General features: G+C 65.3%; 23 protein-coding genes. 8 read left to right on the top strand and 15 right to left on the bottom strand.

Annotated elements, in window-relative coordinates; genetic code table 11:
- Positions 1-100: 100 nt before the first annotated feature.
- Together AC1RNQ_RS07715 and tyrS are read right to left on the bottom strand one after the other, a co-directional pair.
- Positions 101-439, bottom strand: a complete 339-nt coding sequence (locus AC1RNQ_RS07715; RefSeq protein ID WP_493170206.1) for a PilZ domain-containing protein — start codon at positions 437-439, stop codon at positions 101-103.
- Positions 440-514: 75 nt separating this feature from the next.
- Positions 515-1741, bottom strand: coding sequence for a tyrosine--tRNA ligase (gene tyrS, locus AC1RNQ_RS07710; protein ID WP_493170204.1), 1227 nt, complete (start codon positions 1739-1741; stop codon positions 515-517).
- A gap of 135 nt (positions 1742-1876) precedes the next feature.
- Between tyrS and AC1RNQ_RS07705 the strand changes: the two genes are divergently transcribed.
- The 3 genes from AC1RNQ_RS07705 to AC1RNQ_RS07695 all read left to right on the top strand — a co-directional run bounded on the left by AC1RNQ_RS07705 (position 1877) and on the right by AC1RNQ_RS07695 (position 5035).
- Positions 1877-2461 (top strand): DOMON-like domain-containing protein, encoded by a 585-nt coding sequence (locus AC1RNQ_RS07705; protein WP_493170203.1) that lies wholly within the window; start codon positions 1877-1879, stop codon positions 2459-2461.
- Positions 2458-3666, top strand: a complete 1209-nt coding sequence (locus AC1RNQ_RS07700) for an exo-beta-N-acetylmuramidase NamZ family protein (RefSeq protein ID WP_493170202.1) — start codon at positions 2458-2460, stop codon at positions 3664-3666. Before AC1RNQ_RS07705 ends, AC1RNQ_RS07700 begins: the two co-directional genes overlap by 4 nt.
- Positions 3667-3844: 178 nt before the next feature.
- Positions 3845-5035, top strand: coding sequence for a M24 family metallopeptidase (locus AC1RNQ_RS07695; protein ID WP_493170200.1), 1191 nt, complete (start codon positions 3845-3847; stop codon positions 5033-5035).
- Positions 5036-5161: 126 nt separating this feature from the next.
- Here AC1RNQ_RS07695 and AC1RNQ_RS07690 read toward each other — a convergent pair whose 3' ends face one another.
- The 3 genes from AC1RNQ_RS07690 to AC1RNQ_RS07680 form a co-directional block, all read right to left on the bottom strand.
- Entirely contained in the window at positions 5162-6016 is an 855-nt protein-coding gene (locus AC1RNQ_RS07690; RefSeq protein WP_493170198.1) for a DUF817 domain-containing protein, read from the bottom strand.
- The gene (locus tag AC1RNQ_RS07685) at positions 6009-6815 is read right to left on the bottom strand and encodes a lipid II flippase Amj family protein (protein WP_493170197.1); all 807 of its coding nucleotides are present in this window, start codon (positions 6813-6815) and stop codon (positions 6009-6011) included. Before AC1RNQ_RS07685 ends, AC1RNQ_RS07690 begins: the two co-directional genes overlap by 8 nt.
- A gap of 123 nt (positions 6816-6938) precedes the next feature.
- A complete protein-coding gene (locus AC1RNQ_RS07680) occupies positions 6939-8117 on the bottom strand; it encodes a vWA domain-containing protein (protein ID WP_493170195.1) in 1179 nt (392 codons plus the stop codon).
- A 569-nt stretch (positions 8118-8686) separates the two neighbouring features.
- On the opposite strand from AC1RNQ_RS07680, the gene AC1RNQ_RS07675 reads away from it, so the two are divergent.
- Complete coding sequence (locus AC1RNQ_RS07675) at positions 8687-10084, top strand: methyl-accepting chemotaxis protein (RefSeq protein ID WP_493170193.1); 1398 nt, start codon at positions 8687-8689, stop codon at positions 10082-10084.
- A gap of 150 nt (positions 10085-10234) precedes the next feature.
- Here AC1RNQ_RS07675 and AC1RNQ_RS07670 read toward each other — a convergent pair whose 3' ends face one another.
- The 9 genes from AC1RNQ_RS07670 to AC1RNQ_RS07630 form a co-directional block, all read right to left on the bottom strand.
- A complete protein-coding gene (locus AC1RNQ_RS07670) occupies positions 10235-11080 on the bottom strand; it encodes an AAA family ATPase (RefSeq protein ID WP_493170192.1) in 846 nt (281 codons plus the stop codon).
- An 86-nt stretch (positions 11081-11166) separates the two neighbouring features.
- Positions 11167-11835 carry a DUF6975 family protein gene (locus tag AC1RNQ_RS07665; protein ID WP_493170190.1) on the bottom strand — a complete coding sequence of 223 codons (669 nt, stop codon included), beginning with the start codon at positions 11833-11835 and terminating at the stop codon, positions 11167-11169.
- A 253-nt stretch (positions 11836-12088) separates the two neighbouring features.
- Positions 12089-12385, bottom strand: coding sequence for a PspC domain-containing protein (locus AC1RNQ_RS07660; RefSeq protein WP_493170188.1), 297 nt, complete (start codon positions 12383-12385; stop codon positions 12089-12091).
- Positions 12386-12705: 320 nt separating this feature from the next.
- Positions 12706-13458 (bottom strand): formyltransferase family protein, encoded by a 753-nt coding sequence (locus AC1RNQ_RS07655; RefSeq protein ID WP_493170601.1) that lies wholly within the window; start codon positions 13456-13458, stop codon positions 12706-12708.
- A gap of 17 nt (positions 13459-13475) precedes the next feature.
- The gene (locus tag AC1RNQ_RS07650) at positions 13476-14327 is read right to left on the bottom strand and encodes a polysaccharide deacetylase family protein (protein ID WP_493170187.1); all 852 of its coding nucleotides are present in this window, start codon (positions 14325-14327) and stop codon (positions 13476-13478) included.
- Between the two features lie 216 nt (positions 14328-14543).
- Positions 14544-16565: an RNA polymerase sigma factor RpoD gene (rpoD, locus tag AC1RNQ_RS07645; protein ID WP_493170185.1), complete on the bottom strand. Its 2022-nt coding sequence runs from the start codon at positions 16563-16565 to the stop codon at positions 14544-14546.
- A 30-nt stretch (positions 16566-16595) separates the two neighbouring features.
- Entirely contained in the window at positions 16596-18482 is a 1887-nt protein-coding gene (dnaG, locus tag AC1RNQ_RS07640) for a DNA primase (RefSeq protein ID WP_493170183.1), read from the bottom strand.
- Positions 18479-18883, bottom strand: a complete 405-nt coding sequence (locus tag AC1RNQ_RS07635; RefSeq protein ID WP_493170181.1) for a GIY-YIG nuclease family protein — start codon at positions 18881-18883, stop codon at positions 18479-18481. The genes dnaG and AC1RNQ_RS07635 overlap by 4 nt, the downstream gene beginning before the upstream one ends.
- Before the next feature lie 111 nt (positions 18884-18994).
- On the bottom strand, positions 18995-19447 hold the full coding sequence (locus tag AC1RNQ_RS07630; RefSeq protein WP_493170179.1) for a GatB/YqeY domain-containing protein: 453 nt from the start codon (positions 19445-19447) through the stop codon (positions 18995-18997).
- A 133-nt stretch (positions 19448-19580) separates the two neighbouring features.
- Between AC1RNQ_RS07630 and carA the strand changes: the two genes are divergently transcribed.
- From carA to AC1RNQ_RS07615, 3 genes are read left to right on the top strand one after another with little or no spacing between them, the layout of a single operon-like run.
- Complete coding sequence (gene carA, locus AC1RNQ_RS07625) at positions 19581-20777, top strand: glutamine-hydrolyzing carbamoyl-phosphate synthase small subunit (protein ID WP_493170178.1); 1197 nt, start codon at positions 19581-19583, stop codon at positions 20775-20777.
- A gap of 20 nt (positions 20778-20797) precedes the next feature.
- Complete coding sequence (locus AC1RNQ_RS07620; RefSeq protein WP_493170177.1) at positions 20798-21493, top strand: hypothetical protein; 696 nt, start codon at positions 20798-20800, stop codon at positions 21491-21493.
- The gene (locus tag AC1RNQ_RS07615; RefSeq protein ID WP_493170176.1) at positions 21493-21825 is read left to right on the top strand and encodes a hypothetical protein; all 333 of its coding nucleotides are present in this window, start codon (positions 21493-21495) and stop codon (positions 21823-21825) included. The genes AC1RNQ_RS07620 and AC1RNQ_RS07615 overlap by 1 nt, the downstream gene beginning before the upstream one ends.
- Before the next feature lie 134 nt (positions 21826-21959).
- On the opposite strand, the gene AC1RNQ_RS07610 is transcribed toward AC1RNQ_RS07615, so the two are convergent.
- A complete protein-coding gene (locus tag AC1RNQ_RS07610) occupies positions 21960-22307 on the bottom strand; it encodes an endonuclease domain-containing protein (protein WP_493170174.1) in 348 nt (115 codons plus the stop codon).
- A 63-nt stretch (positions 22308-22370) separates the two neighbouring features.
- Here AC1RNQ_RS07610 and carB point away from each other — a divergent pair, with 63 nt between their 5' ends.
- Positions 22371-25691, top strand: coding sequence for a carbamoyl-phosphate synthase large subunit (carB, locus tag AC1RNQ_RS07605; protein ID WP_493170173.1), 3321 nt, complete (start codon positions 22371-22373; stop codon positions 25689-25691).
- Positions 25692-25777 lie beyond the last annotated feature (86 nt).

Here is a 25777-nt window from a genome sequence, read left to right as displayed (position 1 = left end):
CGTGCTGAGCTTGTCGAAGCACCGTCCTTCTCTCTTCCAACGCTGAAAGAAAGAACAGCCCTTCGACAAGCTCAGGGCGAACGGATTGGAAGATTAGCGGTTAGACGTCGCCGCGCGCGCCCATGGCGCGGATCATCGGGAGGTAATCTTCGACCGCGATCAGTTTTTCGAACTGGACGCCGGTCTTGCCGGCGAGCGACCAGATGACCTTGGCGGCGGTGCGGCCGATGATCGGCATGCGGAACACCACCAGGTCGCCGACCTCGAGCCCGCGCTCGTACCGCATCAGCAGGCCGTCGGCGCTGATGTTGACGCAGGTGCACATATCCTGGCTGCCGTCGGGCAGGATGAGGGGCAGGCGGCAATAGACGTCGCTGCGCGGCGCGAGCCGCTGGTCGAGCCCCACATAGTGGGCCTTGTTGGTGTCGATCTTGCGCATTCCATAACCCTCGCTGGTCGAGCGGGGACGATCGCCGCGATTCACCTAAGAAGTGGTAAACGTTGCGGCAAGCCGTCAGCGCGTGACGAGCCCATGCCTCTTGGCGCCGAGGCTGAGCGGCACCGGGTCGGCGGCGGGTGAAATGACATGGTTCGGGTCGCGGATCACGACGCCGTCAACCTTGACCGCGCCCTCGTCGAGCTTGCGCCGCGCCTCCTTGTTCGACGCCGCGAAACCGAGTTCGCGCAGCGCGTCGAGGATGCGAATGCCCTCGGTCGGCGCCGCGACCTGCGGCAGATCGCCGCCGATCTGGCCTTTTTCAAAGGTTTGCGCCGCGGTCTCGGCGGCGGTGCGCGCGGCTTCTTCGCCGCGGCACAGCGCGGTCGCCGCGTCGGCGAGGATCTTTTTCGCTTCGTTGATCTCGGCGCCTTCGAGCGCTTCGAGGCGTGCGATCTCGTCCAGCGGCAGGTCGGTGAACAGCTTCAGGAACTTGCCGACGTCGCGGTCGTCGGCGTTGCGCCAGTACTGCCAGTAATCAAAATGGGACAGTTGATCGGCATTGAGCCACACCGCGCCCGCCGCGGTCTTGCCCATTTTGGCGCCCGCCGCGGTGGTCAGCAGCGGAGTCGTCAGGCCATAGAGATCGGCGCCGTCCATGCGGCGGCCGAGTTCCATCCCGTTGACGATATTGCCCCACTGGTCCGAGCCGCCCATCTGCAGCCGCACGCCCATTTCCTTTGACAGGTGGCGGAAGTCGTAGCCCTGCAGGATCATGTAGTTGAATTCGAGGAAGGTCATCGGCTGTTCGCGCTCGAGCCGCAATTTGACCGAATCGAAGGTCAGCATGCGGTTGATCGTGAAATGGGTGCCGACCTCCTGCAGCAGCTCGATATAGCCGAGCTGGCCGAGCCAGTCGTGGTTGTTGACCATCACCGCGTCGGTCGGGCCGTCGCCGAAGGCCAGGAAGGGTTCGAAGATCGTGCGGATCGACGCGATATTCGCCTCGATGGTCGCGTCGCCCAGCATCTTGCGGCTCTCGTCGCGGCCCGTCGGGTCGCCGATGCGCGTGGTGCCGCCGCCCATCAGCACGACGGGCTTGTGCCCGGTCTGCTGCAGGCGGCGCAGCATCATGATCTGGACCAGGCTGCCGACGTGCAGCGATGGCGCGGTCGCGTCGAAGCCGATATAGGCGGGGATGATCTGCTTCGCGGCGAGGGCGTCGAGCCCTTCCGCATCGGTCGTCTGATGGATATAGCCGCGGCTGTCGAGCACGCGGAGCAGATCGGATTTGTAACTGGTCATAGCAGCCTCTTGAAAGCGGGGGGCGCTTAGCATGGGAAACGGGTAAACCCAACTCGGTTCGTTCCCGACCAATCGGCTTGTCTCAAGCTTGTATGCGCGCGGCCCTTGGTTCTAATTCGCGGCGACGAGGAGAATATGATGCCGCTCGACCCTGTTCCCGATTGGCCGGAGCCCGCCGTAGGTCTGATGCTGATCGCGCACCCCGAAACGCCCGTGCGCGCGGTCGAGAGCATCGAGGTTCAGTTCGAGAGGTCGCCGGATGGCGCCCTGTGGCTGCGTTATCATATCGAAGTGCCCGAGATTGATCTCACGCTTCCCGACCCGGCGGAGTCAGAGCGAACCGATGGGCTCTGGAAAACAACGTGCTGCGAACTCTTTCTCAGACAGCCTGGCCAGCCGGGATATCTGGAGTTCAACTTTTCGCCGTCGAGCCAATGGGCGGCGTACCGATTTTCAAGCTATCGCGTCGGTGCCGAGAATCTGGGCCTCGGGACCCCGGCTATCTTCCTCGACTGCAGCGCCTCGCACCTCGCGCTGGAGGCGACGGTTCAGTTGCCACGGGGATGGGAGGGCGCCCCGCTCGTCGTCGCCCTCTCTGCCGTCATCGAAGAAACCGACGGCACCAAATCCTATTGGGCGCTCCGCCACCCGCCCGGCAAGCCCGACTTCCATCATCCCGATTGCTTTGCGCTGACGCTTGAGGCACCCCCCGCGGCATGACAGTCCAATTCGGTATCGACCGCCTGCTCGCCGACCCCGACCTGCGCCGCCCGCTCGAGGGCAAGCGCGTCGCGCTGCTCGCGCATCCCGCTTCGGTCACCGCCGATTTGACCCACAGTATCGATGCGCTGGTTGCTGCCGGGATCGATGTCACCGCGGTGTTCGGGCCGCAGCACGGCGTGCGCGGCGACCTGCAGGACAATATGATGGAGTCGCCCGACTTCACCGATCCGGTCTATGGCATGCCCGTGTTCAGCCTCTATGGAGAGGTCCGGCGGCCGTCGGGGCAGTCGATGCATACCTTCGACGTGATGCTGGTCGACCTGCAGGATCTGGGCTGCCGCATCTACACCTATGTCACGACCCTGCTCTATGTGCTCGAAGCCGCGGCGCAGCATGGCAAGGGCGTGTGGGTGCTCGACCGGCCCAACCCCGCGGGGCGCCCTGTGGAGGGGACGTTGCTGCAGGCCGGCTGGGAAAGCTTCGTCGGCGCGGGGCCGATGGTCATGCGTCACGGGCTGACGATGGGCGAGATGGGGCGCTGGTTCATCCGGCACTTCAACCTCGACGTCGACTACCGCGTGATCGAGATGGCGGGGTGGGAGCCCGAGGGGGCGGGCTTCGGCTGGCCGGCGGAGCGGGTGTGGATCAACCCCAGCCCCAATGCCGCGAACCTCAACATGGCGCGCGCCTACGCCGGGACGGTGATGGTCGAGGGGGCTACGCTCAGCGAAGGGCGCGGTACGACGCGCCCGCTCGAACTTTTCGGGGCGCCCGACATCGATGCCAAGGCGGCGATCGCCGAGATGCGGCGGCTCGCGCCCGAATGGCTTGCGGGCTGCCGGCTGCGCGACATCTGGTTCGAGCCGACCTTTCACAAGCATAGGGGGACGCTGAACAGCGGCGTGTTCATCCATGCCGAGGGGGCGTGGTACGACCATGCGGCGTTCCGGCCGTGGCGCGTGCAGGCGCTGGGGTTCAAGGCGATCCGCTCGCTTTATCCGGACTATCCGATCTGGCGCGGCACGGATTTCAAATATGAATATACCGACGATGTGCTCGCGATCGATGTGATCAACGGCGGCACCGGCCTGCGCGAGTGGGTCGACGATGCAGGCGCCACGGCGGGCGACCTCGATGCGCTGGCCTTGCCCGACGAGGCGGCGTGGCGTGCGGACGTGGAAGAGGTTTTGCTTTACCGTTAGCGCCAAGCGCAAACATCAAATCCGCTCGTGCTGAGCTTGTCGAAGCACCGTATTTCCTGTGAAAACGAGTAAGAACGGCCCTTCGACAAGCTCAGGGCGAACGGTAATGGGAGTGAGTGTTGTAATGCAGCGGCGACAATTTCTCGGTTCGGCGGCGCTTGGCGGACTCGCTGCGACGATGCCTTTTCCGTCATATGCGGCCGATACCGCGAAGCTCCCGAACCTCGCGGCCAAGGCGGTGCCGATCGGCAAGGCCGAGCGCATGGCGCGCATCGCCAAGGCGAAAGATTTGATGGCCGCCAACGACGTTGGCGCGCTGCTGATCGAGCCGGGGTCGAGCCTGATCTATTTCACCGGGGTTCGCTGGAACCGCAGCGAGCGGCTGACCGCCGCGGTGCTGACGCGCGAGGGCGAGGTCGCGGTCGTCACGCCCTTTTTCGAGGAGCCATCGGTACGCGAGAGTCTGGCGATTGATGCCGAACTGCTGACGTGGAACGAGGACGAGAATCCGCTCGCGGCGGTTGCGGCCTGGCTCGGCAAGCGCGGGCTCGCCAAGGGCCGCATCGGCGTCGAGGAGACGGTGCGCTATTTCGCGGTCGACGGGCTGGAAAAGGCGATGCCGGGCGCGACCGTCGTCAACGGCGCGCCGGTGGTGCGCGGGTGCCGGATGCACAAGTCGGCGGCCGAAATCGCGCTGATGCAGATCGCGGCGGACATCACCATCGCCGCCTATCGCCACACCGCGCCGCGGATCGAGGCGGGGATGACCCCTGCCGATATCGGCGCGATCATGGCGGCGGCAACCGCTGCGCTCGGCGGCAAGAGCGAATTCGAGCTGATCCTGCTCGGCGAGGCGAGCGCCTATCCGCACGGCAGCGGCAAGCCGCAGGCGGTGCGCGAGGGCGAGGTGGTGTTGATGGACTGCGGCGCGACGGTGCACGGCTATCAGTCGGATATTTCGCGCAGCTTCGTCTATGGCAAGGCGAGCGCGCGGCAGCGGCAGGTGTGGGACCAGATGCGCAAGGGGCAGGATGTCGCTTTCGCCGCGGCGAAGCTCGGCACGCCGGCGGGCCAGGTCGACGATGCGGTGCGTAGCTATTATGCGGGGCTTGGCTGGGGGCCCGACTACAAGCTCCCCGGCACCTCGCACCGCACCGGCCACGGCATCGGCCTTGATGGACACGAGCCCGTCAATCTGGTGCGCGGCGAAACGATGCCGCTGGCGCCGGGCATGTGCTTCTCGAACGAGCCCGGCATCTACATCCCGGGCGAGTTCGGCATAAGGCTCGAGGATTGCTTCCATATGACCGACAGCGGGCCGAAATACTTTAGCGAACCGCCGCCGTCGATCGACCGGCCCTTCGATTGAGTTTCCCCTCCCTGAAAGGGAGGGGTTAGGGGTGGGTGGCGAGCGAAGCTCGCCGCTCTTTCCTTTTTGTCAGCGGTTCGAGGCATCGACCCACCCCCGGCCCCTCCCTTTCAGGGAGGGGAGGACTTATGCCTGATCCGGCGCTTTCGGCCGCTGCACCAGGCTGACCAGCACGAACGAGATGATCATCAGCAGGTACCAGCTGCCGAGCTTTTCGAGGCCGACCATGTGCCAGCCGTCGTCCTGGCTGGGGTAGGTCCAGGCTCTGGCGAAGGTGCCGATATTTTCGGCGAACCAGATGAACAGCGCCACGAGGCCCCAGCCGACGAGCAAGGGCATACGACGATGGACGTGGAGCGGGCGGAACCAGACCTGGCAGCGCCAGAAGAGAAACGCGGTCGCGGCGAAGAGGAGCCAGCGAATGTCGGTGAGCCAGTGGTGGGCGAAGAAATTGACGTAGATGGCGGCCGCCAAGAGATAGCTCGTCCACATCGGCGGATAGCCGGTGTAGCGGAAATCGAAGATGCGCCAGACGCGGGCGATATAGCTGCCGACCGCAGCGTACATGAAGCCCGAGAAGAGCGGCACCGCGCCGATGTGAAGCAGGCTTGCCTCGGGATATTGCCACGATCCCGCGGCGGTCTTGAACAGCTCCATCACCGTGCCGACGATGTGGAAGATCAGGATGACGAGCGCCTCCTTCGGCGTCTCGAGCCGGAAGGCGAGCATGGTGAGCTGGATCAGCACCGCGCCGATCGTGATCGCATCGTAGCGGTGGATCGCGGCGCTGTCGGGCCAGAAGAGATGCGTGCCCAGCAGCAGTGCGAGCATCAGGGCGCCGAACAGGCACGCCCAGCCCTGTTTGAAGCCGAAGACGAGAAATTCGAGGAACCAGCCGCGCGGTCCCGGCTCGACCGCCATCGCTTCGAGCCGGGCGCGGACCGCGTGGAAGCGGCTGTGGCCGCTTTCCGGCTCAGACATGCACGGCGACCCAGGCGATCAGCATCGCGGCGGGGAGCAGCAGCGCTTGCGCGAGGATCGTGCCGGCGAGGCGGCTCAGCGAGATGAAGGTGATCGCGCGGCGGAAATCGGCCTCGTCGACCTTGCCCTCGACCGCGTCGTCGGTCATCACCGACAGCTGCGGGTCGATGAAGGCGAACAACAATATCGTTGCGAAACCGTTGATCAGCGCCGAGAGCTGCGACGCGGTGACCCGGAATTCGGGAGCGAGATAGCCCGCGTAGAGCGAGGCGACGACACCGACGGCGAGCAGCGACTGCGCGAGGCAGTTGGCGATCAGCACTCCCCAGCCGATGCCCTTGGGCATTTTCCAGCTCTTGAGGTGCGACAGGCTGGGCATGGTCAGCGACTGGCGGAGCGTGCGCAGCCCGGTCGGGCTGATGGCCTTGAGCGCGAGCCGCGTCGTCGAGCGGTTGTCCTGGTACCAGCCGATTGCGACGGCGAACATCCGCTGCCCCGTGGGCACCAGCAATATGCCGATCAAGGTCGCGACGCTCGCCGCGGCGAGCACGAACTGCATGTCGATGAAGAGCTGGCCGCCGCTGCCGTCGTGGATGCGCGTCTCGATCCGCTTGGCGAGGAAGGGGCCGAGGAAGCTGTTCGAGGTGCGTGAGAAGAGCACGAGAATGTTGAACAGCGCGAAGGACATCGCGATGCGGCGGGTGCGGACGCCGGCGATGCGCGCGGCATAGGCGAGCGCGCCGATCAGGTTGATGAAGCCGGTGAGCAGCAGGATGGTGAGCAGGGGGAGGTCGAACATCCTTGCGCCCTTAGCCTATCATTGCCGCCATAGGAATCGTCATCCCGGCGAAGGCCGGGATCTCACCGGTGCGGCAAGATGCGAGGTCGAGATCCCGGCCTTCGCCGGGATGACGGAATGGGCTTAATGCTTGCGCGTCAACTCGCGCGTCGCCTTGTCGAGCCCTTCGAGGGTCAGCGGGTACATGCGGTCGTTCATCAGCTGTTTGATCAGCTTGACCGACTGGGTGTAGCCCCAATGCTGTTCGGGCACCGGGTTCAGCCACACTGCGGCCGGATAGACATGGGTGATCCGCTGGATCCACACCGCGCCCGATTCCTCGTTGAAATGTTCGACGCTGCCGCCCGGATGGGTGATTTCATAGGCGCTCATCGACGCGTCGCCGACGAAGATCACTTTGTAATCATGGCCATATTTGTGGAGGATGTCCCACATCTGGTGGCGTTCGGACCAGCGGCGCTTGTTGTCCTTCCACACGCCTTCGTACGGGCAATTGTGGAAGTAGAAGAATTCGAGATTCTTGAATTCGGTCGTCGCGGCGCTGAAGAGTTCTTCGCAGAGCTTGATGAAGGGATCCATCGACCCGCCGACGTCAAGGAACAGCAGCAGCTTGACCGCATTACGCCGCTCGGGCCGCATCTTGATGTCGAGCCAGCCCTGGCGCGCGGTGCCGTCGATCGTGCCCGGAATGTCGAGTTCGTCGGCCGCGCCCTCGCGCGCGAACTTGCGCAGGCGGCGGAGCGCGATCTTGATGTTGCGGGTGCCGAGTTCCTTGGTGTTGTCGAGATTGGCGAACTCGCGCTTTTCCCAGACTTTCAGCGCGCGCTTGTGCTTGCTTTCGCCGCCGATCCGTACGCCCTCGGGGTTATAGCCCGAATTGCCGAAGGGCGAGGTGCCGCCGGTGCCGATCCACTTGCTGCCGCCCTCGTGGCGCTTCTGCTGTTCCTCGAGCCGCTCCTTCAGCGTCTCCATGATCTTGTCCCAGTCGCCGAGCGATTCGATCGCGGCCATTTCCTCCGGCGTCAGGAATTTCTCGGCGACCGCCTTCAGCCAGTCGGCGGGGACATCGACGGGGTTCTGGCCATAGTCGGTGAGCAGGCCCTTGAAGACCTTGTTGAACACCTGGTCGAAGCGGTCGAGCAGGCCCTCGTCCTTCACATAGATCGCGCGGCTGAGGTAGTAGAATTGCTCGGGGCTGCGATCGATCGCCTCGCGGTCGAGCGCTTCGAGGAGCAGCAGATGCTCCTTCATGCTCACGGGAATGCCCGCGGTGCGGAGTTCTTCGAGGAAGCCGAACAGCATGGCTATGGCCTATCGCGTCGCGGGGGCGGGTGCAACTGCTTTACGTAAACGGAAAGTGTGCGGGGTGCGGGGCTTGGGAGTGGCGGAAAACTGCGGAACTTCATTCGCAAATCGCGGGTGGGCGTCGGATGGCGCCTCGCATAAAGCCACAAAAGCCTCGCATGCACGCGCTGAAATTGAGGCCTTTGTGGCCTTAAGGCGGCAAAGGATACGCATGTGCGTGTCTGGAATGTCTCCTTTGTCGCTTTAAGCCGGGGGCGGATAGCGCAGGCTCGGGCGATCGATATCGAGGAGCGGGGCCGGGTCATCCGACAGGGTAGATCATGGCGGGATTTATTAGGAAAGCTGTTTTTGAGGGGCGAGCGATCCTCCCCCAACGGGGGAGGGGGACCACCCGGAGGGTGGTGGAGGGGCACAGGAGGTCATACGGAGCGTTCGACTGCACGTGCCCCTCCACCATGCTTCGCATGGTCCCCCTCCCCGTGCCGGGGAGGATCTGTCACACCCATTGACCCCCCGTTAACCATTATCGGTCATCACCTGCGGATTAATCCAAGGTGGGTGGCGCAATGAAATTCGATCCGATCAATCCGGCGGCTCCGATCCTCGACCAATCGGTCGCGAGCGATTGCGGCGAACTCGCCGTGGGGTGCAGCGAGGCGGCGGGGCGGATCAAGCGCTCGACCGACCAGATGGAGCGGCAGATCGTCGAACTCGGGCGGCTCGAGGAATATGTCGTCGGGCTGGAGGCCGACCAGCGCCAGATTGCCGATTCGACCGACGAGGCCAAATTGCTGTCGGCGCGCGCCTGCGAACAGCTCGACACCGGCGCCGAGCGCGTCAATGCCGCGGTGAGCGAATTCCGCTCGGTCATCGACCTCATCGCGCGGCTCGGTACGCATGTCACCAATTTCGCCGCGGTGATGGAGCAGGTACAGCAGGTCAGCCAGTCGATCGAACAGATCGCCAAGACCACCAATATGCTGGCGCTGAACGCCGCGATCGAGGCCGAGCGCGCCGGCGATGCCGGGCGCACCTTCGCGGTCGTCGCCGCCGAAGTGAAGAAGCTGGCGCAGAATACGCGGAGCGCCACCGACGAAATCCGCCGCAGCATCGGCAGCCTCGCGACCGAGGCGAGCGGGCTGGTCACCGAGATCCAGTCGGGGGTCGAGCAGTCGAGCCGCGCCGAGGCGCAGTTCGAGACGATCACCGATGCGCTGCACGATGCGACGCACCTCGTCGCGCTGCTCGACGACCAGAGCGACCGCATCGCGCAGTCGAGCGCGATGGTGCACGCCAATGGTGCCAAGGTGCGCGACGCGGTCGACCGCGTCGTCGCCTCGGTACGCGACAACAGCGCGACGCTGGGCGGGACGCGCGATTCGATCCTGAAGATGGAGCATGTGTCGAACCGCATGTTCAACGCGGTGATCTCGGCGGGTGTCTCCCCGCGCGACTCCGCGGTGGTCGAGCTGGCGGCGCGCGTGCGCGACCAGTTCGTCGCGATCGCCGAACTCGCACTCGCCAAGGGCGAGCTGACGACCGGGCAATTGTTCGACCATGACTATGTGCGCGTGCCGGGGTCGAATCCCGAACGTTTCCGCACCACGCTGTGCGACTGGGCCGACATCAACTGGCGCCCGCTGTTCGACCATATCGTCGCCAACCACCCCGAGGTGAAGATGTCCTCGGCGGGCGACATGAACGGTTTTCTGCCGACGCACATCACCGATTGCTCGCGCGCGCCGACGGGTGATATCGTCCACGACACCGCGCATTGCCGCAACGGCCGCATCCTGTTCGACGACACCGACAAGGCCGCGAAAAAGAGCAGCGCGCCTTTCTTCATGGCGGTCTATCGCCAGGAAGGCGACGGCACCAACTATGTCACGGTGCGCAACGTCTATATGCCGGTGGTGATCGGCGGGCGCCGTTGGGGCGATGTCGAGGTGGCTTACCAGCTTTAAGTTTGATCCTCCCCTTGGCGCAGCCATGGGGAGGTGGCAGCGCGAAGCGCTGACGGAGGGGTAATATCACTACCGTCGAAACCCCTCCACCACGCCCTACGGGCGCGGTCCCCCTCCCCAACGCTTCGCGATGGGGAGGCTCTTTTTGCTTCAGCTCCCCTGACGCCGCGCCATGAAGGCCAGCTTTTCGAACAGCATCACGTCCTGCTCATTCTTGAGCAGTGCGCCGTGGAGCGGCGGGATCGCCTTGCCGACGTCGCGGTTCTGGAGGACTTCGAGCGGCATGTCCTCGGCGAGGAGCAATTTCAGCCAGTCGATCAGCTCGCTGGTCGAGGGCTTTTTCTTGAGTCCGGGGACGTCGCGGACTTCGTAGAAGATGTCCATCGCGCGGCTGACCAGCGTCTTCTGGATGCCGGGGAAATGGACCTCGACGATCGACGCCATCGTGTCGCGGTCGGGGAATTTGATATAGTGGAAGAAGCAGCGGCGCAGGAAGGCGTCGGGCAGTTCCTTCTCGTTGTTCGAGGTGATGACGACGATCGGGCGTTCCTTGGCGGTGATCGTCTCGTCGGTCTCATAGACGTGGAACGCCATGCGATCGAGTTCCTGGAGCAGGTCGTTCGGGAATTCGATGTCGGCCTTGTCGATCTCGTCGATCAGCAGGACGGGGAGCTTGGGGCTGGTGAAGGCCTCCCAGAGCTTGCCCTTGCGGATATAGTTGCGGATGTCGTGGACGCGCTCTTCGCCGAGCTGGCCGTCGCGCAGGCGCGCGACCGCGTCATATTCGTAGAGGCCCTGCTGGGCTTTCGTGGTCGACTTGATGTTCCAGGTGATCAGCGGCGCGTCGAAGGCCTTGGCGATTTCCTCGGCCAGCACGGTCTTGCCGGTGCCTGGTTCGCCTTTCACGAGCAGCGGGCGGCGCAGCAACGTGGCGGCGTTGACCGCGACCTTGAGGTCGTCGGTGGCGATATAGGCGCTGGTTCCTTCGAAGCGCATGGGCGGAGAGCCTTTCCCTTAACGTGAACGTCAAGGGGCATAGCGAGGCGCGGGGGGCGGCGCAAGCGCGCCTGACGAGGCGTCAGTTAAATGGTGCGGCTCGCCGCGCGCGCCTCGAGCAGGTCCCACAACCCGCTATGCTGGGCGATCAGCTGCTGCGCGCCGAAGACGAGCGCGCGTTCGGCGGCCGGGGTGTCGGCAACCGCGCCGGCAAGGCGGGCGGTGTCGCGCAGATCGGGGAGGGTGCAGCGCGGCGGCGCCATGTCGAGGCGCTGGGCGCTGATGTCGAGCAGCACGCGGATCGTACGCCAGTCGAGCGTCAGCGCGATCGCGGCGCCGACCGCGCAGCCGTGGCGGTCCGATTCGGCGAGCATGTCGAGCGCCTTGCGCTGCGCGGCGACCGCGGCCTCGCACTGGTCCTGGCCCTGGGTGCTCGGCACCGGGCCGACCGCGGCGGCGATTTTCGAGAGGAAGGCGCGTTCCTGGACGAAGGCGTCGGCCGCCTCGTCCATCCACCCGCGCGAAACGGGATCGACCGCCTTGCGCGCGGCGAGGTCGATGACGCCCGGATGGCGGCCATGGAGCAGGCAGAGGAAATGGACGGCGTCGGCAAGGTTGCGCATCGCGTTGGGGCCGTTCGACAGCCCGCCGGCGCGGACGTGGCGATGCGCGCCGGTGCCCTCGCTGGCGACCAGCGAATCGAGCATTTCGGCGACGCTGCGCGTCTGCGGCTGGAGCTGGGGCGACTGGCTCAACGCGTCTTCCTTGCCTGCGGGCAGCGTGGCTGCCGGACTTCAACCGCCAGCCATAGAGCAACGTCGTAAACAGCGCGTTTATGAGGCGGGCGACATTCGACGAACGGCTGTGTCAGGCCGAGACAGAAGAGACCGGCAAGCGGGGGATGCTTGCCGGTCCCTGTTGCTGCACGGCCGGGAGATTATCCGGCGGCCGGGCGGAGCGAAGCGCGGGCGGGCGCGGGGAGAGGGAGTGCCCGCCCTTGCGATCCGGTCAAGCTGCGAGCGCGAGTTCCTCGGTGGCCTCGGTCGCGCGCGGCGTTTCGATGGCGGTCAGCGCGGGCTGGGCCGCGGCCTTCCTCGCGGGGAAGATCAGGCGCGAGGCGAGCACGATGGCGCCGAGGCCGAAATAGGCGGCGAAGGTCTGAACCGGGAAGAAGAAGAGCGGCGCGATGAACGCGATGCGCAGCCAGGTCGGGTTGAAGCCGAAGTCCTGCCCCACGGCCTCGCAGATGCCGAACATCGTGTCGCGACGCTGGAAGAGATTGGTGGTAGTGGTGTCCTGGCTCATTTTCTCGTCTTTCCTCTTGCCCGCGGCGGGGGGCACCGCGGCTCTGCCCCTTGCTAAGCAACGGGCGTGCCAATTTTCCGCTCTCCCGGATTTCCAAGGTTTTTTCGTTGCGGCCGCGCGGGCCGGATGCCTCGGGTCTCGGATGATTTCCCAGCTAGTGGGAATATCGACCATTTGTTCGGGGCGCTGCAGCGGCGGGTACCAGCGCTGCGAAACGATCCCGCGTCATGGTCGAGGCGCTATCTGGGGCGCAAAGATGAAGATTTTAAGGGGGTTGGCGAAAATAATTGTGCGGTGCAGCAATCTCGCGCGCGCAGCGCTCAGCCTTGGCGCTTGCGCCAAAGCCGCTTGTTGTTGCGCTCCATCCGCAGATATTGCCAGAAGGTCGGGGTGGTGAAATGGCGCTCGACCTTTTGCGGGACCGCCGCCGCCGCGTGCTTGTCCCAGTCGGCGAGCAGCGCGGCGAAGGCCTCGGGCAATTGCTCGCGCACCCTGTCGTTGGTGCGGCGGATCGTATCGGCGAGCTTCGGCTGGAAATCGATGTCGACCGCGCGCTTGTAGAGGATGTCGCCGGTGTCGATGCCCTTGTCGATGCGGTGGATCGTATAGCCCGACTGGGTGCGCCCGAAATAGATCGGCCAGACGACGCTTTGCGCGCCCGGATATTCGGGGAGCAGCTCGCCGTGGAAATTGACGAAACCCTGTTTGGGCACGCTGAAGACCCGCGAGGCGATGTAGCTGTTACCGACCGACAGGCCGACGTCGGGGGCATGGTGCTTCAGCGCTTCGACGGTCTCGTCGCAATTGACGCGCGGCACGGTGACGATCGGGATGCCGTGCGCCTTTGCGACCTCGCGCGCGTCGGTGCGCATGTCGTGGCCGAACCATTTGCGGATGCGGATACCGTTGAGCGCGCCCAAGGGGCCGATCTTCCAGATTTTCTGGAGCATCTTCTTGCGGCTGCGCTTCGCGACGATGGTTTCGGAGACGATCAGGCAGACGAGCTCGACCTCGGGAACGCGCGTCAGCCGCTCGAGCACCACCCCCGACCCGCCGACCGGGCCGCTGGTCATCAGGGCCACGCGAAGCGTCATCCCTCGCGGAAACCCCGCGCCCAGACCATCAGCTCGTGGAGCGGCCAGTGGAATTCGAGCTGGTGGCGCGGAATGTCCATGACATCGGTCGCGCCGGGCCGCACCGCGCCGCGTACCGCGCTGAAATTGCTGGTGAAGCCGGCGCTGGCGATCGCGGCGCGGCCCGCGGGGTCGATGTCGCTCGCGGTGCCATAGGGCCAGGCGAAGCTGTCGCAGGGGCAGCCGACATGGCCTTCGATGATCGCCTTGGCGCCCGCGATCTCGTCGGCGAGGCGTGCGGGGTCGTTCGCGATTTTCGACAGCCGCGCATGGGTGCGCGTGTGGCAGCCGATCTCGCCGATGCCCGCGGCGGCGGCCTTGGCCTGGCTCCAGTCGAGCGTGCGGACGCGCGCGCGATAGGCGGGCATATGTGCGAAATAGGCGGCGAGCGTGTCGGGATCGGCGTCGATCAGGTCGGTCGCGACGAACATCGTATAGGGGACCCGCTCCTCCTCCATCACCGGCCCGCCGGCCTCGTAGACGCTCGCGAAGCCGTCGTCGAAGCTCAGGTGGAAGAAGCGGCCGTCGGAGGGTTTGCCGCCTTCGATGATCGCGCGGAGGGTGGGCGTGTCGACGAACTCGCCCTCCTGCTTCGCGGCCTTCAGGAAGGCGCGGAAGGTCGGGACGGTGTCGGGGAAGACCGCGTGGGCGTAGAGGCAGCGGACGAAGGGGGCTGTTTGCGGCCGCTGTCGCAGCGCTTCGAGCCGGATGCGCGCGGCGCGCGCGGCGCTGCGCGCCTTGGCGCCCAAGCCGCGCACAGGCGCCCAGGCCTCGGCGGCGGTTTCGGCAAAGGTCGGGGTGGCGGGCATCGTGGATGCCAATGGCAAATCCGCGGGCATGGTACAAAGCATTTGTCGTGGGGATGGCGGGTTTGAGGTGGAGAGCGGGCGTTGCCGATCCTCCCCCTGCGGGGGAGGATCGGTTTTGTCCGCTCCCGCCCAAAACTGGCCATCGACGCATGCGCCCAAAGAAAAGGGCGCGGGATCATACCCCGCGCCCTCAATCTTTTTTCCTGTAAACCGCGCTTACTGGTCGAGGAACGACCGCATCTTGCGCGAGCGGCTCGGGTGCTTGAGCTTGCGCAGCGCCTTCGCTTCGATCTGGCGGATGCGTTCGCGGGTCACGCTGAACTGCTGGCCGACTTCCTCGAGCGTGTGGTCGGTGTTCATGCCGATGCCGAAGCGCATGCGCAGCACGCGTTCCTCGCGCGGGGTGAGCGACGCGAGAACTCGCGTAACCGTTTCCTTGAGGTTCGACTGCACCGCGGCGTCGACCGGGATGACGGCGTTCTTGTCCTCGATGAAATCGCCGAGGTGGCTGTCTTCCTCGTCGCCGATCGGCGTTTCAAGGGAGATCGGCTCCTTGGCGATCTTCATCACCTTGCGAACCTTTTCGAGCGGCATCGACAGACGCTCGGCCATTTCCTCGGGCGTCGGCTCGCGGCCGCTCTCGTGGAGGAACTGGCGGCTGCAACGCACCAGCTTGTTGATCGTCTCGATCATGTGGACCGGGATGCGGATCGTGCGCGCCTGATCGGCGATCGATCGGGTGATCGCCTGGCGGATCCACCAAGTCGCATAGGTGCTGAACTTGTAGCCGCGGCGATACTCGAACTTGTCGACCGCCTTCATCAGGCCGATATTGCCTTCCTGGATGAGGTCGAGGAATTGCAGGCCACGGTTCGTGTATTTCTTGGCGATCGAGATCACGAGACGCAGGTTCGCCTCGACCATTTCCTTCTTGGCGATACGCGCCTCGCGCTCGCCCTTCTGGACCATGTTCACGACGCGGCGGAATTCGGTGAGGCTCATGCCCGCGGCTTGCGCGATTTCGCTGATTTCGATGCGGATGCGGTCGACCGCGCCGGCTTCATTCTCGGCGAAGGCGGCCCATTTCTTGTCGATCGAGCCGACGGCGTCGAGCCAGGTTTCCTCCAGTTCGCGCCCGACATAATTGTCGAGGAACGCCTTGCGCGGCACCTTGTGGCGCTCGGCGAGGCGCAGCATCTGGCCCCCCAATGCGGTCAGGCGGCGGTTGTAGCTGTAGAGCTGGTCGACGAGATATTCGATCTTGGTGCCGTGGAACTGCACGCTCTCGACCTGCGCGGTGAGTTCCTCGCGCAGCTTGTGATATTTCTTCTCCGACGCCGACGGGAATTCGCCGCCGAGCGACAGCGCTTCGAGCCGCGATTCCTGCAGCTTCGAAAAAGCCTTGAAGCTCTTGGTGATGTTGGCGAATTTCTCGAGCGCGTCGGGCTTGAGCAATTCCTCCATCGCCGCGAGGCTCAGCGTATTGTCTTCGTCGTCTTCTTCGAAGCTCTCGCGCTTGCCCGAGGTGCCTTCGCCGTCCTCGTCGTCGCTGTCGGCGGCGGGCTCTTCCTCGACCTCGTCCTCGTCCTTGAACGAGACGCCGGCGGTCTTCTCGCTGATCTCGCCGTCGTCGGTGGCGCCTTCCTCTTCGAGATTTTCGGGCGCCGGGTCCTTTGAGAGCATCGCTTCGAGGTCGACGATCTCGCGCAGCTGCATGTCGCCGTTGTTGAGCGCGTTCGACCATTCGATGATCGCGTTGAAGGTCAGCGGGCTTTCGCACAGCCCGAGGATCATCGTGTCGCGGCCCGCCTCGATGCGCTTGGCGATCGCGATTTCGCCTTCGCGGCTGAGCAGTTCGACCGCGCCCATTTCGCGCAGGTACATACGGACGGGATCGTCGGTGCGATCGACCGTTTCCTTCTTCTTCTCGACCGCGGGGTTCGACAGCGAGCCGGTGCCGGCGCTGACGTCGACCTCGTCGTCGGGTTCCTGGTCGGCCTCTTCCTGGACGTCCTCGTCGCTCTCGACGATGTTGATGCCCATGTCGGAGATCGCCGACATGATGTCCTCGATCTGCTCCGACGACATCTCGTCCTGCGGCAGCGCCGCGTTCAATTCGTCATAGGTCAGGTAGCCGCGCTTCTTGCCCCGCGCGATCAGCTTTTTGACGTCGGCCTCGTTGAGGTCGATCAGTGGGGCGTCGGTATCGGCGTCGGCGGCGGTGTTCTTGGTGGCCATTTACGGTTCCTGCCTGAAGGCGTACAAAAATTAAGCCTGCTGGCTGTCTTCGGACAGCGCGGCCAGGCGGCGGGTCAGATCCTCGTCCATCGCGCGCAGCTTTTGCTGTCGCTCCATATTCGCGTCGTCCATCGTGCGCTGGAAATCCGCGGTCGCCTCGGCGAGCCGGGCGCGGATTTCGGGCTGCGTCACGAGCACGCCGATATATTCGTCGAGGTCGCGAAGCGCGGTATTCCGCGCCGCATCGGCCCCATCCTTGCTGTCCAGCCTGCGATTGAACGAGAAGTGCATTCCATCGGCTCTGAGCAATGTCGTCGCCCTATTATACACTTTCATTGGCTCCAATATGGCAAGCAAGCCCTCAGTATCAAGCCCTTCTTGGCGCATGGCGCTGTCAAGCATTGCGCCGAGCAGTTCGGCGTCGCCCGGATCGCCCACCGGGAGTCGGCTGAGCGCCTCCTCGTGACGGCGCAGCGCCTCGGGATAGCGCAGCAGGCCGCCGAGCAAGGCGGTGAGCAGATGGCCGGCGATCCCCGCCTGTCCGATGCTGCGCGTTTCGTCGGCGGGCGGCTGCAGCCGCGGGTCGGGGGCGAAGCGGCGATTGCTGCCGCGTGGACCCTGCGGCGCCCAGGGCACGCGTGGGCCGCGTTCGGGCTGTTTGCGTGTGAAGAGCGTGTCGAGCCGCTCGCGAAAGGCCTCGCGATAATGGTGGCGGACGTCGGCGTCCTCGATCGTATCGGCATGCGCGAGCAGGCGCGTTTTCAGCGCGGCGCGCTCCTCGGGGGTGGCGAGCGGGCCGGCGGCGACTTCGTGCGCCCAGAGGCGTTCGACGAGCGGCCGGGCGTCTTCGAGCAAGGCGGTGACACCCTCGGCGCCGCGCGCGCGGACGATATCGTCGGGGTCCTGCCCCGCGGGGAGCGTCGCGAAAGCGAGGCTGAAGCCGGGGCGGAGCAGTGGCAGCGCGCGCATCGCGGCGCGCATCGCGGCTTTCTGCCCGGCCGCATCGCCGTCGAAGCAAAGGATGGGCACGGGCACCATGCGCCAGATCATGCCGAGCTGGTTCTCGGTGAGCGCGGTGCCGAGCGGCGCGACCGCGTCGGCGATCCCCGCTTCGGCGAGCGCGATCACGTCCATATAGCCTTCGACGACGATGATCCGGTTGGTCTGGCGCGACGCGGGCGAGGCCTTGTCGAGATTGTAGAGCGTGCGCCCCTTGTCGAAGAGCGGGGTGTCGGGCGAGTTCAGATATTTGGGCTCGCCGTCGCCCAATATGCGCCCACCGAAGGCGATCACCCGCCCGCGCGCGTCGCGGATCGGGATCATCAGCCGGCCGCGGAAGCGGTCGTAGGGCTCCTTGTCGTCGACCGAAATCAGCATCCCCGATTCGACGAGGATCGCGGTCGGGAATTTCTTGAGCGCCTCTTTCAGTGCGCTGCGGCTGTCGGGGGCGAGGCCGAAACCGAAAGCCTTGCGCGTCGCCTCCGAAATGCCGCGTTTCGTCAGATATTCGCGCGCGGGGGCGCCGTTGCTGCTGGCGAGCTGCTGGGTGAACCAGTCGGCGGCGGCCTGCGTCACGTCGCGCAGGCTCGCCTGCTCCTCAGCCTTTTTCGCGGCGCGCGGGTCGGCGGCGGGAACTTCCATGCCCGCCTCTGCGGCGAGTTCCTTCACAGCGTCCATGAAGCTGAGGCCGCGCTGGTCGGTCATCCAGCGGATGGCATCGCCGTGGGCCGAGCAGCCGAAGCAGTGGTAGAATCCCTTTTCGTCGTTGATCGTGAAGCTGGGCGTCTTTTCGTTATGGAAGGGGCAGCAGGCCTTATACTCGCGGCCGGCGCGCGTGATCTTCACCGTCCGGCCGATGAGGGTCGACAGCGTGACGCGCGCGCGCAGTTCGTCCAGCCATTGGGGGGTGAGGGTCATGAATTCCCCTCCCGGCGCGCCATATGCCTACCTCCGTTTGTGTCGAGCAAAGTCGAGACACGCTGGCGCTGGGCATCGCGTCCCTCGACTTCGCTCGGGACGAACGGGAGGGGAGGGCGTTCTTTCGGCGGTTTTGCGAAATGACCGACCATGTCCCAATCGCCCCGGATCAGCGCTTCCTTCTTGGCGCGCGACCATGGTTTGATGCGGCGCTCCGCCTCCAGCGCTTCGACGCGGGTCGCGAAATCTTGCGACCAGACCAAGGTCACCGGTCTCCGGCGCGACGTGAAATCGCAGAATCCGCCATGGTCATGCTGGGCGATACGGCGTTCCAAATCGTCGGTGTGTCCCGTGTAATAGCGGCCGTCGGAGCAGCGCAGCATATAGGTCCAGAACGCCATGAACTCCCATAACCGTTCGTGTCGAGCGAAGTCGAGACACGTTGGTTCTGGGTAGCCCGTCCCTCGACTTCGCTCGGGACTAACGGAGATGGGGTATACGGATTTCCGCGATCAGCCCAGCGCCGCCTTCACCCACCCGCTGGCCTTGCTCATGTCGAGCTGGCTGCCCAGCCGGTCCTTCACCGCGGCCATCACCTTGCCCATGTCCTTGAGGCTCGCCGCGCCGAGTTCGTCGACGATTCCCTTGATCGCCGCGGTCGCTTCGTCGTCGCTGAGCTGCGCGGGCAGGAAATCCTCGATCACCAGAACTTCCGCCGCTTCGATGTCGGCGAGTTCCTGGCGATTGCCCTGTTCGTACATCGCGATCGACTCGCGGCGCTGCTTGACCATCTTCTGCAGCACGTCGGTGACCAGTACATCGTCGTCGGCCGGCGCGGTGCCGGTGCGCAGTTCGATGTCCTTGTCCTTGATCTTGGCCAGCATCAGCCGGATGGTGCCGAGCCGCGCCTTGTCGCCGGCTTTCATCGCGGCGACCTGCGCAGCCTTGATGTCGTCACGAATCATACCCGTGTTCCCATGCGCTGCAAATTTCGGAAAGGCCCTCTCTAGCGGCAAGTTTCCGAATCGGATAGCTTGTGAATCACTTTTTTGGTGCCTAGTTGATCGGCCGTTTAGCCCCCCGTCCGGAGCATGTTGAATGGCACCAGCCAACCCCTCTGCCGCGCCCAAAAGCCAGCCTGCCGGCGCCACCGGCGTCCTCGTCCTTGCCGACGGCACGATCCTGTGGGGCGTGGGTTACGGTGCCGCGGGCGCGGGCGTAGGCGAGATTTGTTTCAACACCGCGATGACCGGCTATCAGGAAATCCTGACCGACCCCTCCTACGCGGGGCAGATCATCACCTTCACCTTCCCGCACATCGGCAATGTCGGCGCGAACCCCGAGGATATGGAGCGCGAGAAGCGCGCGGCGATCGGCTGCATCACCCGCGAACTGCCGACGCTGCCCAGCAATTTCCGCAGCGTGCAGACCCTGCCCGACTGGATGAAGGCGCAGGGGCTGATCGGGCTGGCCGGGATCGACACGCGTGCGCTGACGCGCCGCATCCGCGACGGCGGCGCGCCGACGGGCGTGGTCGCGCACAGCCCCGACGGCATTTTCGACATCGACCGGCTGCTGCTGCTCGCGCAAGGCTGGCCGGGGCTGGAGGGCATGGACCTTGCCAAGACCGTGACGCGCGAACGGCAGGGAAGCTGGGACGCGGGCGTGTGGCATCTGGGGTCGGGCTATGACGTTTCGGCGCACAAGCGTGCCGATGATGCCGCGCCGCATGTCGTGGCGGTCGATTATGGCGCGAAGGACAATATCTTCCGCAACCTGGTGAAGGCCGGCGCGCGGGTGACGGTCGTGCCCGCGAAGACCAGCCTCGACGAGATCGTCGCGCTGCGCCCCGCGGGGGTGTTCCTGTCGAACGGCCCCGGCGATCCCGCGGCGACGGGCGACTATGCGGTGCCGGTGATCAAGGGGCTGCTCGAGCGGGGTGTGCCGATCTTCGGTATCTGCCTCGGCCACCAATTGCTCGGGCTCGCCGCGGGCGCGAAGACGGTGAAGATGCACCAGGGTCACCGCGGGGCGAACCACCCGGTGCAGCGCGTCGGCGGCGACGAGGGCGACGGCGTGGTCGAGATCACCAGCATGAACCACGGCTTCGCGGTCGACACCGCGACGCTGCCCAAGGGCGTGGTCGAGACGCACCGCAGCCTGTTCGACGGATCGAATTGCGGCATCGCGATCACCGGCAAGAACGCCTTCAGCGTGCAATATCACCCCGAGGCGAGCCCGGGGCCGCAGGACAGCTTCTACCTGTTCGAGAAGTTCGTGGGCGGGCTGGTTTGATCCGTTCGCTCGCCTTTTCCATGATGCTCTTGCCTTCGCTTGCCGCCGCGCAACCCGGAGCGGCTTTGCCGCAGGCCTTCGACTTCGCGAAGGCCGAGCAGGACGGCTTCGAACTGAAGGCCCGGACCGAGATCAACTGGCGTGAGGGGCAGCCCTATGTCGGCGAGATATTGTGCGAAGGGGCGAGCGAAGACGTGTTGTTCGAGGTCGAGGGCGATGGGAATTTGCGGTCGCTGCGACTGAGCTTCCACGGCCTGCCCGACGAGGATGACGAGCGGTCCGACATTGCGCTTATCGGCGACACGCTCTGGCTCTATGTCGACGGGCGGCGCTACGAATATCGCAATATCGCCACGCCGGCGCCGATATTCTCGAACCATGCCTATCCGCCCGACCCGAACCCCGAGCGCGAGATCATCCTCGTCTGGCGCGGGCATCAGGCGGTTCGTGCGTCCGAAGCCGATCCGTTCATGCACCTGTCGCGCATCTATTCGGAGCTGATTGCCGCGAAGAAGATCGAATGGGGCTATAAATCGCGCAACTGGCACGACGTCGACCAGCGCGAGCCCGAAAACCGGTTGCCCGATGGGTGGGAGACGCGTCGCTATCCGGTCCGGATCGCCGGCCTGCGAAGTGCGGTGGACTGGTGCACGCGGCAGGTCGCGTCCGATGCCGCGAGGCGCCTGCCCGCCGATCTGGCTGGAGGGGTTTCGTGATGGCCGATCAACTCGCGTCCCCGGCAACCGCGTTCGCCGACCAGCTCGACGCGCTGGCGGCCGATGCGGCGGCGCATCCCGAGCGCTGGGGCGCGGGGGTGCGGCTCAACATCACCTGCGCGCGGCGGCTGCCCTATGAGGCGGTGCAGCTCGCCGAGGCGCGCGGCTTCGCCGAAGCGCGCGGGGTCGGGCGGCATCATCTGATCTTCGAATATGAGGATGTCGTGCCCGATGCGGCGTGGGTCGCGGCGACGGCGCGACCGGTGCTCGATTTCATCGCCGAGGTCGGCGGGAGTGATCCGCAGATCGGTATCGATCGGAATGTGCAGTGAGCCAAGGTTTCGGCCTTGCTACCCCCCTCCCCGTCGGGGAGGGGTTGGGGGTGGGGGAGCGAGGCCGTCAGGCCGCGCGTCCTCACTGGCGGGCGTACACCCCCACCCAAGCCTCCCCCTCGAGGGGGAGAGCTTTATCGGCCTCGCGCGATGGCGAGTTGTTCGATGATCATCGCGATCACGCCATCGGTGTTGGTGAGCACATCGTTATTCCAGAAGCGGATCACGCTGTAGCCATGGGTTTCGATGATGCGCGTGCGCTCGATGTCGTCGATGCTGTCGGCATGCTGACCGCCATCGACCTCGACGACGAGCTTCATCGACCGGCAGGCGAAGTCGGTCACGAAGCCGCCGATCGGGAACTGCCGGGTGAATTGAACACCCAACTGCTTTCCGCGCAGTCGCGACCACAGTTTCTTCTCCGCCTCCGTGGGTTCGCGTCGCAATCTGCGTGCCACCCTCGTCAATCGCTTGTCCGTCATCGTCTGGACGCCCCCACCCAACCCTCCCCCTCACGGGGGAGGGCTTTGAAGATAGCAGCATAAATGCCCAAAAGAACCGACATCCAATCCATCCTCGTCATCGGCGCCGGCCCGATCGTTATCGGCCAAGCGTGCGAGTTCGATTATTCGGGGACGCAGGCGATCAAGGCGTTGAAGGAGGAGGGCTATCGCATCGTCCTCGTCAATTCGAACCCGGCGACGATCATGACCGATCCCGACCTCGCCGATGCGACGTACGTGGAGCCGATCACGCCCGAGATCGTCGCGAAGATCATCGCCAAGGAGCGCCCCGACGCGGTGCTGCCGACGATGGGCGGGCAGACCGCGCTCAACACCGCGCTGGCTTTGTTCAACGACGGCACGCTGGCGAAATATGGCGTCGAGATGATCGGTGCCGATGCCGAGGCGATCGACAAGGCCGAGGACCGGATCAAGTTCCGCGACGCGATGACCAAGATCGGGCTGGAGAGCGCGCGTAGCGGCATCGCGCATTCGCTCGACGAGGCGCTGAGCGTGCTCGAACGCACCGGCCTGCCCTCGATCATCCGTCCGTCGTTCACGCTCGGCGGCACCGGCGGCGGCATCGCCTATAACCGTGAGGAATTCGAGCATATCGTCCGCGGCGGCCTGATCGCCTCGCCGACCACCGAAGTCCTGATCGAGGAATCGCTCCTCGGCTGGAAAGAATATGAGATGGAGGTGGTGCGCGACCGCAAGGACAATTGCATCATCATCTGTTCGATCGAGAATGTCGATCCGATGGGCGTGCATACCGGCGACAGCATCACCGTCGCGCCGGCGCTGACGCTGACCGACAAGGAATATCAGATCATGCGCAACGCGAGCATCGCGTGCCTGCGCGAGATCGGGGTCGAGACCGGCGGGTCTAACGTCCAGTTCGCGGTGAACCCCAGGGACGGCCGCCTGATCGTGATCGAGATGAACCCGCGCGTATCGCGCTCGTCGGCGCTGGCGTCGAAGGCGACGGGCTTCCCGATCGCCAAGGTCGCGGCGAAGCTCGCGGTCGGCTACACGCTCGACGAGATCATGAACGATATCACCGGGGTGACCCCGGCGTCGTTCGAACCGACGATCGACTATGTCGTCACCAAGATCCCGCGCTTCGCCTTCGAGAAGTTCAAGGGCGCCGAGGCGACATTGTCGACCGCGATGAAGTCGGTCGGCGAGGTGATGGCGATCGGGCGGACGATCCACGAGAGCCTGCAAAAGGCGCTGCGCGGGCTGGAGACGGGGCTTAGCGGCTTCAACTTCGTCGACCGCCTCAAAGGGGCGAGCCACGACCAATTGCGCAGCGAACTCGCGCAGCGCACCCCCGACCGGCTGCTCAACGCCGCGCAGGCGATCCGCGAGGGGCTGCCGCTCGCCGAGATCAACCGCGTCGCGGGCTACGACATGTGGTTCCTCGAACGCATCGCCGAGATCGTCGCCGCCGAGGTCGAGGTCTGCACCAACGGCCTGCCGCGCGATGCCGAAGGGCTGCGGAGGCTCAAGGCGATGGGTTTTTCGGACAAGCGGCTTGCCTATCTCGCGCTCCAGTCGGCGAACCTCCATCCGGGCGCGCAGCGCGCGACCGCGCGCGGCAGCGGGCTGATCCACGAGGCAGTCAAGGCGATGACCGGCGGCGTGACCGAGGCCGAGGTGCGCGCGCTGCGCCACAAGCTCGGCGTGCGCCCGGTGTTCAAGACGATCGATACCTGCGCCGCGGAATTCCAGGCGCAGACGCCCTATCTCTATTCGACCTATGAAGCCCCGACCTTTGGCACCCCCGAATGCGAGGCGAACCCGTCGGAGCGGCAGAAGATCGTCATCCTCGGCGGCGGCCCGAACCGCATCGGGCAGGGGATCGAGTTCGATTATTGCTGCTGCCACGCCTGCTTCGCGCTCGAGGAAGCGGGTTACGAGACGATCATGATCAACTGCAACCCGGAGACGGTGAGCACCGATTACGACACGTCGGACCGCCTCTATTTCGAACCGCTGACCGCCGAGGATGTGCTCGAAATCTTGCACGTCGAAATGTCGAAGGGCACGCTGGTCGGGGTGATCGTCCAGTTCGGCGGGCAGACGCCGCTGAAGCTGGCCAAGGCGCTCGAAGATGCCGGCATCCCGATCCTCGGCACCTCGCCCGACGCGATCGACCTGGCCGAAGACCGCGAGCGTTTCGCAGCGCTGGTCAACAAGCTCGGCCTCAAGCAGCCCGAGAATGGCATCGCGCGCAGCCGCGAGGAAGCCGTCGCGGTTGCGGCGCGCATCGGCTATCCGGTGCTGACGCGTCCGTCCTATGTGCTTGGCGGCCGTGCGATGGAGATCGTCGACGACCAGGCGCAGCTCGAAAATTATATCGAGACCGCGGTGCAGGTGTCGGGCGATTCGCCGGTGCTGATCGACCGCTATTTGCGCGATGCGATCGAGGTGGACGTGGACGCGCTCTGCGACGGCACCGATGTTGTCGTCGCCGGTGTGCTCCAGCATATCGAGGAAGCCGGGGTCCATTCGGGCGACAGCGCCTGTTCGATCCCGCCGTACAGCTTGACCGCTGAAACCATCGCCGAAATCGAGCGCCAGACCGATGCGCTGGCGCGCGCGCTCGAAGTCCGCGGCCTGATGAACATCCAGTTCGCGGTCAAGGGCGACGATGTCTATCTGATCGAGGTCAATCCGCGGGCGAGCCGCACCGTGCCCTTCGTCGCCAAGGCGGTGGGTTCCCCGATCGCCAAGATCGCGGCGCGGGTGATGGCGGGCGAGAAGCTCGCCGACCTGCCCAGGATCAACCGCGACATCGCGCATGTCGCGGTCAAGGAAGCGGTCTTCCCCTTCGCGCGCTTCCCCGGCACCGATCCGGTGCTGTCGCCCGAAATGAAGTCCACCGGCGAAGTCATGGGAATCGACAGCAATTTCAACCTGGCCTTTGCGAAGGCGCAGCTTGGCGCGGGCGACCGCCTGCCGACCGACGGGCGGCTTTTCGTGTCGGTCAAGGACAGCGACAAGCCGCGCATCCTGGAACCGGTGCGCCGGCTCGCGGTCTGGGGCTGGAAGGTGATCGCGACCGGCGGCACCGCCGACTATCTGACGGGGCAAGGGATCGACGTCGAGCGCGTCAACAAGGTGGCGGAAGGTCGCCCGCATATCGTCGACCGGATCAAGGACGGCGACGTGCAGCTGATCTTCAACACTACCGAGGGCTGGCAGAGCCTTCAGGACTCGCAATCGATCCGCGCCTCGGCGCTGGCGGCCGACGTCGCTTATTACACGACGGCGGCGGGCAGCGATGCCGCGACCCATGCGATCGGGGCGCTGCGCGCGCACAGTCTTGAAGTAAAGCCGCTTCAGGACTATTATTGACGGACCGCTTCACCCCCCGACATCGACGGAACCAGCGGCTCTGCCGCCCGGCGCTCTCCCGCCGGGGCAGGATTATTGACGAAGGA

The organism is Sphingopyxis sp. GW821-FHT12F08 (genome assembly GCF_058806755.1).
The sequence above is the reverse complement of the archived record's forward strand: the minus strand, read 5'-3'. Positions and strand labels throughout refer to the sequence as shown.

Excerpts from the sequence above, each read along its gene's own strand:
- AC1RNQ_RS07620 (WP_493170177.1), top strand. The coding sequence starts at position 20,798 with ATGATGCTCTTGCCTTCGCTTGCCGCCGCGCAACCCGGAGCGGCTTTG.
- rpoD (WP_493170185.1), bottom strand. The coding sequence starts at position 16,565 with ATGGCCACCAAGAACACCGCCGCCGACGCCGATACCGACGCCCCACTG.
- AC1RNQ_RS07630 (WP_493170179.1), bottom strand. The coding sequence starts at position 19,447 with ATGATTCGTGACGACATCAAGGCTGCGCAGGTCGCCGCGATGAAAGCC.
- AC1RNQ_RS07610 (WP_493170174.1), bottom strand. The coding sequence starts at position 22,307 with ATGACGGACAAGCGATTGACGAGGGTGGCACGCAGATTGCGACGCGAA.
- AC1RNQ_RS07635 (WP_493170181.1), bottom strand. The coding sequence starts at position 18,883 with ATGGCGTTCTGGACCTATATGCTGCGCTGCTCCGACGGCCGCTATTAC.
- AC1RNQ_RS07705 (WP_493170203.1), top strand. The coding sequence starts at position 1,877 with ATGATGCCGCTCGACCCTGTTCCCGATTGGCCGGAGCCCGCCGTAGGT.
- AC1RNQ_RS07670 (WP_493170192.1), bottom strand. The coding sequence starts at position 11,080 with ATGCGCTTCGAAGGAACCAGCGCCTATATCGCCACCGACGACCTCAAG.
- AC1RNQ_RS07615 (WP_493170176.1), top strand. The coding sequence starts at position 21,493 with ATGGCCGATCAACTCGCGTCCCCGGCAACCGCGTTCGCCGACCAGCTC.
- AC1RNQ_RS07675 (WP_493170193.1), top strand. The coding sequence starts at position 8,687 with ATGAAATTCGATCCGATCAATCCGGCGGCTCCGATCCTCGACCAATCG.
- AC1RNQ_RS07650 (WP_493170187.1), bottom strand. The coding sequence starts at position 14,327 with ATGCCCGCCACCCCGACCTTTGCCGAAACCGCCGCCGAGGCCTGGGCG.
- AC1RNQ_RS07715 (WP_493170206.1), bottom strand. The coding sequence starts at position 439 with ATGCGCAAGATCGACACCAACAAGGCCCACTATGTGGGGCTCGACCAG.
- AC1RNQ_RS07700 (WP_493170202.1), top strand. The coding sequence starts at position 2,458 with ATGACAGTCCAATTCGGTATCGACCGCCTGCTCGCCGACCCCGACCTG.
- AC1RNQ_RS07680 (WP_493170195.1), bottom strand. The coding sequence starts at position 8,117 with ATGCTGTTCGGCTTCCTCGAAGAACTCCGCACCGCGGGCATTCCCGTG.
- tyrS (WP_493170204.1), bottom strand. The coding sequence starts at position 1,741 with ATGACCAGTTACAAATCCGATCTGCTCCGCGTGCTCGACAGCCGCGGC.
- carA (WP_493170178.1), top strand. The coding sequence starts at position 19,581 with ATGGCACCAGCCAACCCCTCTGCCGCGCCCAAAAGCCAGCCTGCCGGC.
- AC1RNQ_RS07655 (WP_493170601.1), bottom strand. The coding sequence starts at position 13,458 with ATGACCAGCGGCCCGGTCGGCGGGTCGGGGGTGGTGCTCGAGCGGCTG.
- AC1RNQ_RS07660 (WP_493170188.1), bottom strand. The coding sequence starts at position 12,385 with ATGAGCCAGGACACCACTACCACCAATCTCTTCCAGCGTCGCGACACG.
- carB (WP_493170173.1), top strand. The coding sequence starts at position 22,371 with ATGCCCAAAAGAACCGACATCCAATCCATCCTCGTCATCGGCGCCGGC.
- AC1RNQ_RS07685 (WP_493170197.1), bottom strand. The coding sequence starts at position 6,815 with ATGTTCGACCTCCCCCTGCTCACCATCCTGCTGCTCACCGGCTTCATC.
- AC1RNQ_RS07690 (WP_493170198.1), bottom strand. The coding sequence starts at position 6,016 with ATGTCTGAGCCGGAAAGCGGCCACAGCCGCTTCCACGCGGTCCGCGCC.
- AC1RNQ_RS07695 (WP_493170200.1), top strand. The coding sequence starts at position 3,845 with ATGCCTTTTCCGTCATATGCGGCCGATACCGCGAAGCTCCCGAACCTC.
- dnaG (WP_493170183.1), bottom strand. The coding sequence starts at position 18,482 with ATGACCCTCACCCCCCAATGGCTGGACGAACTGCGCGCGCGCGTCACG.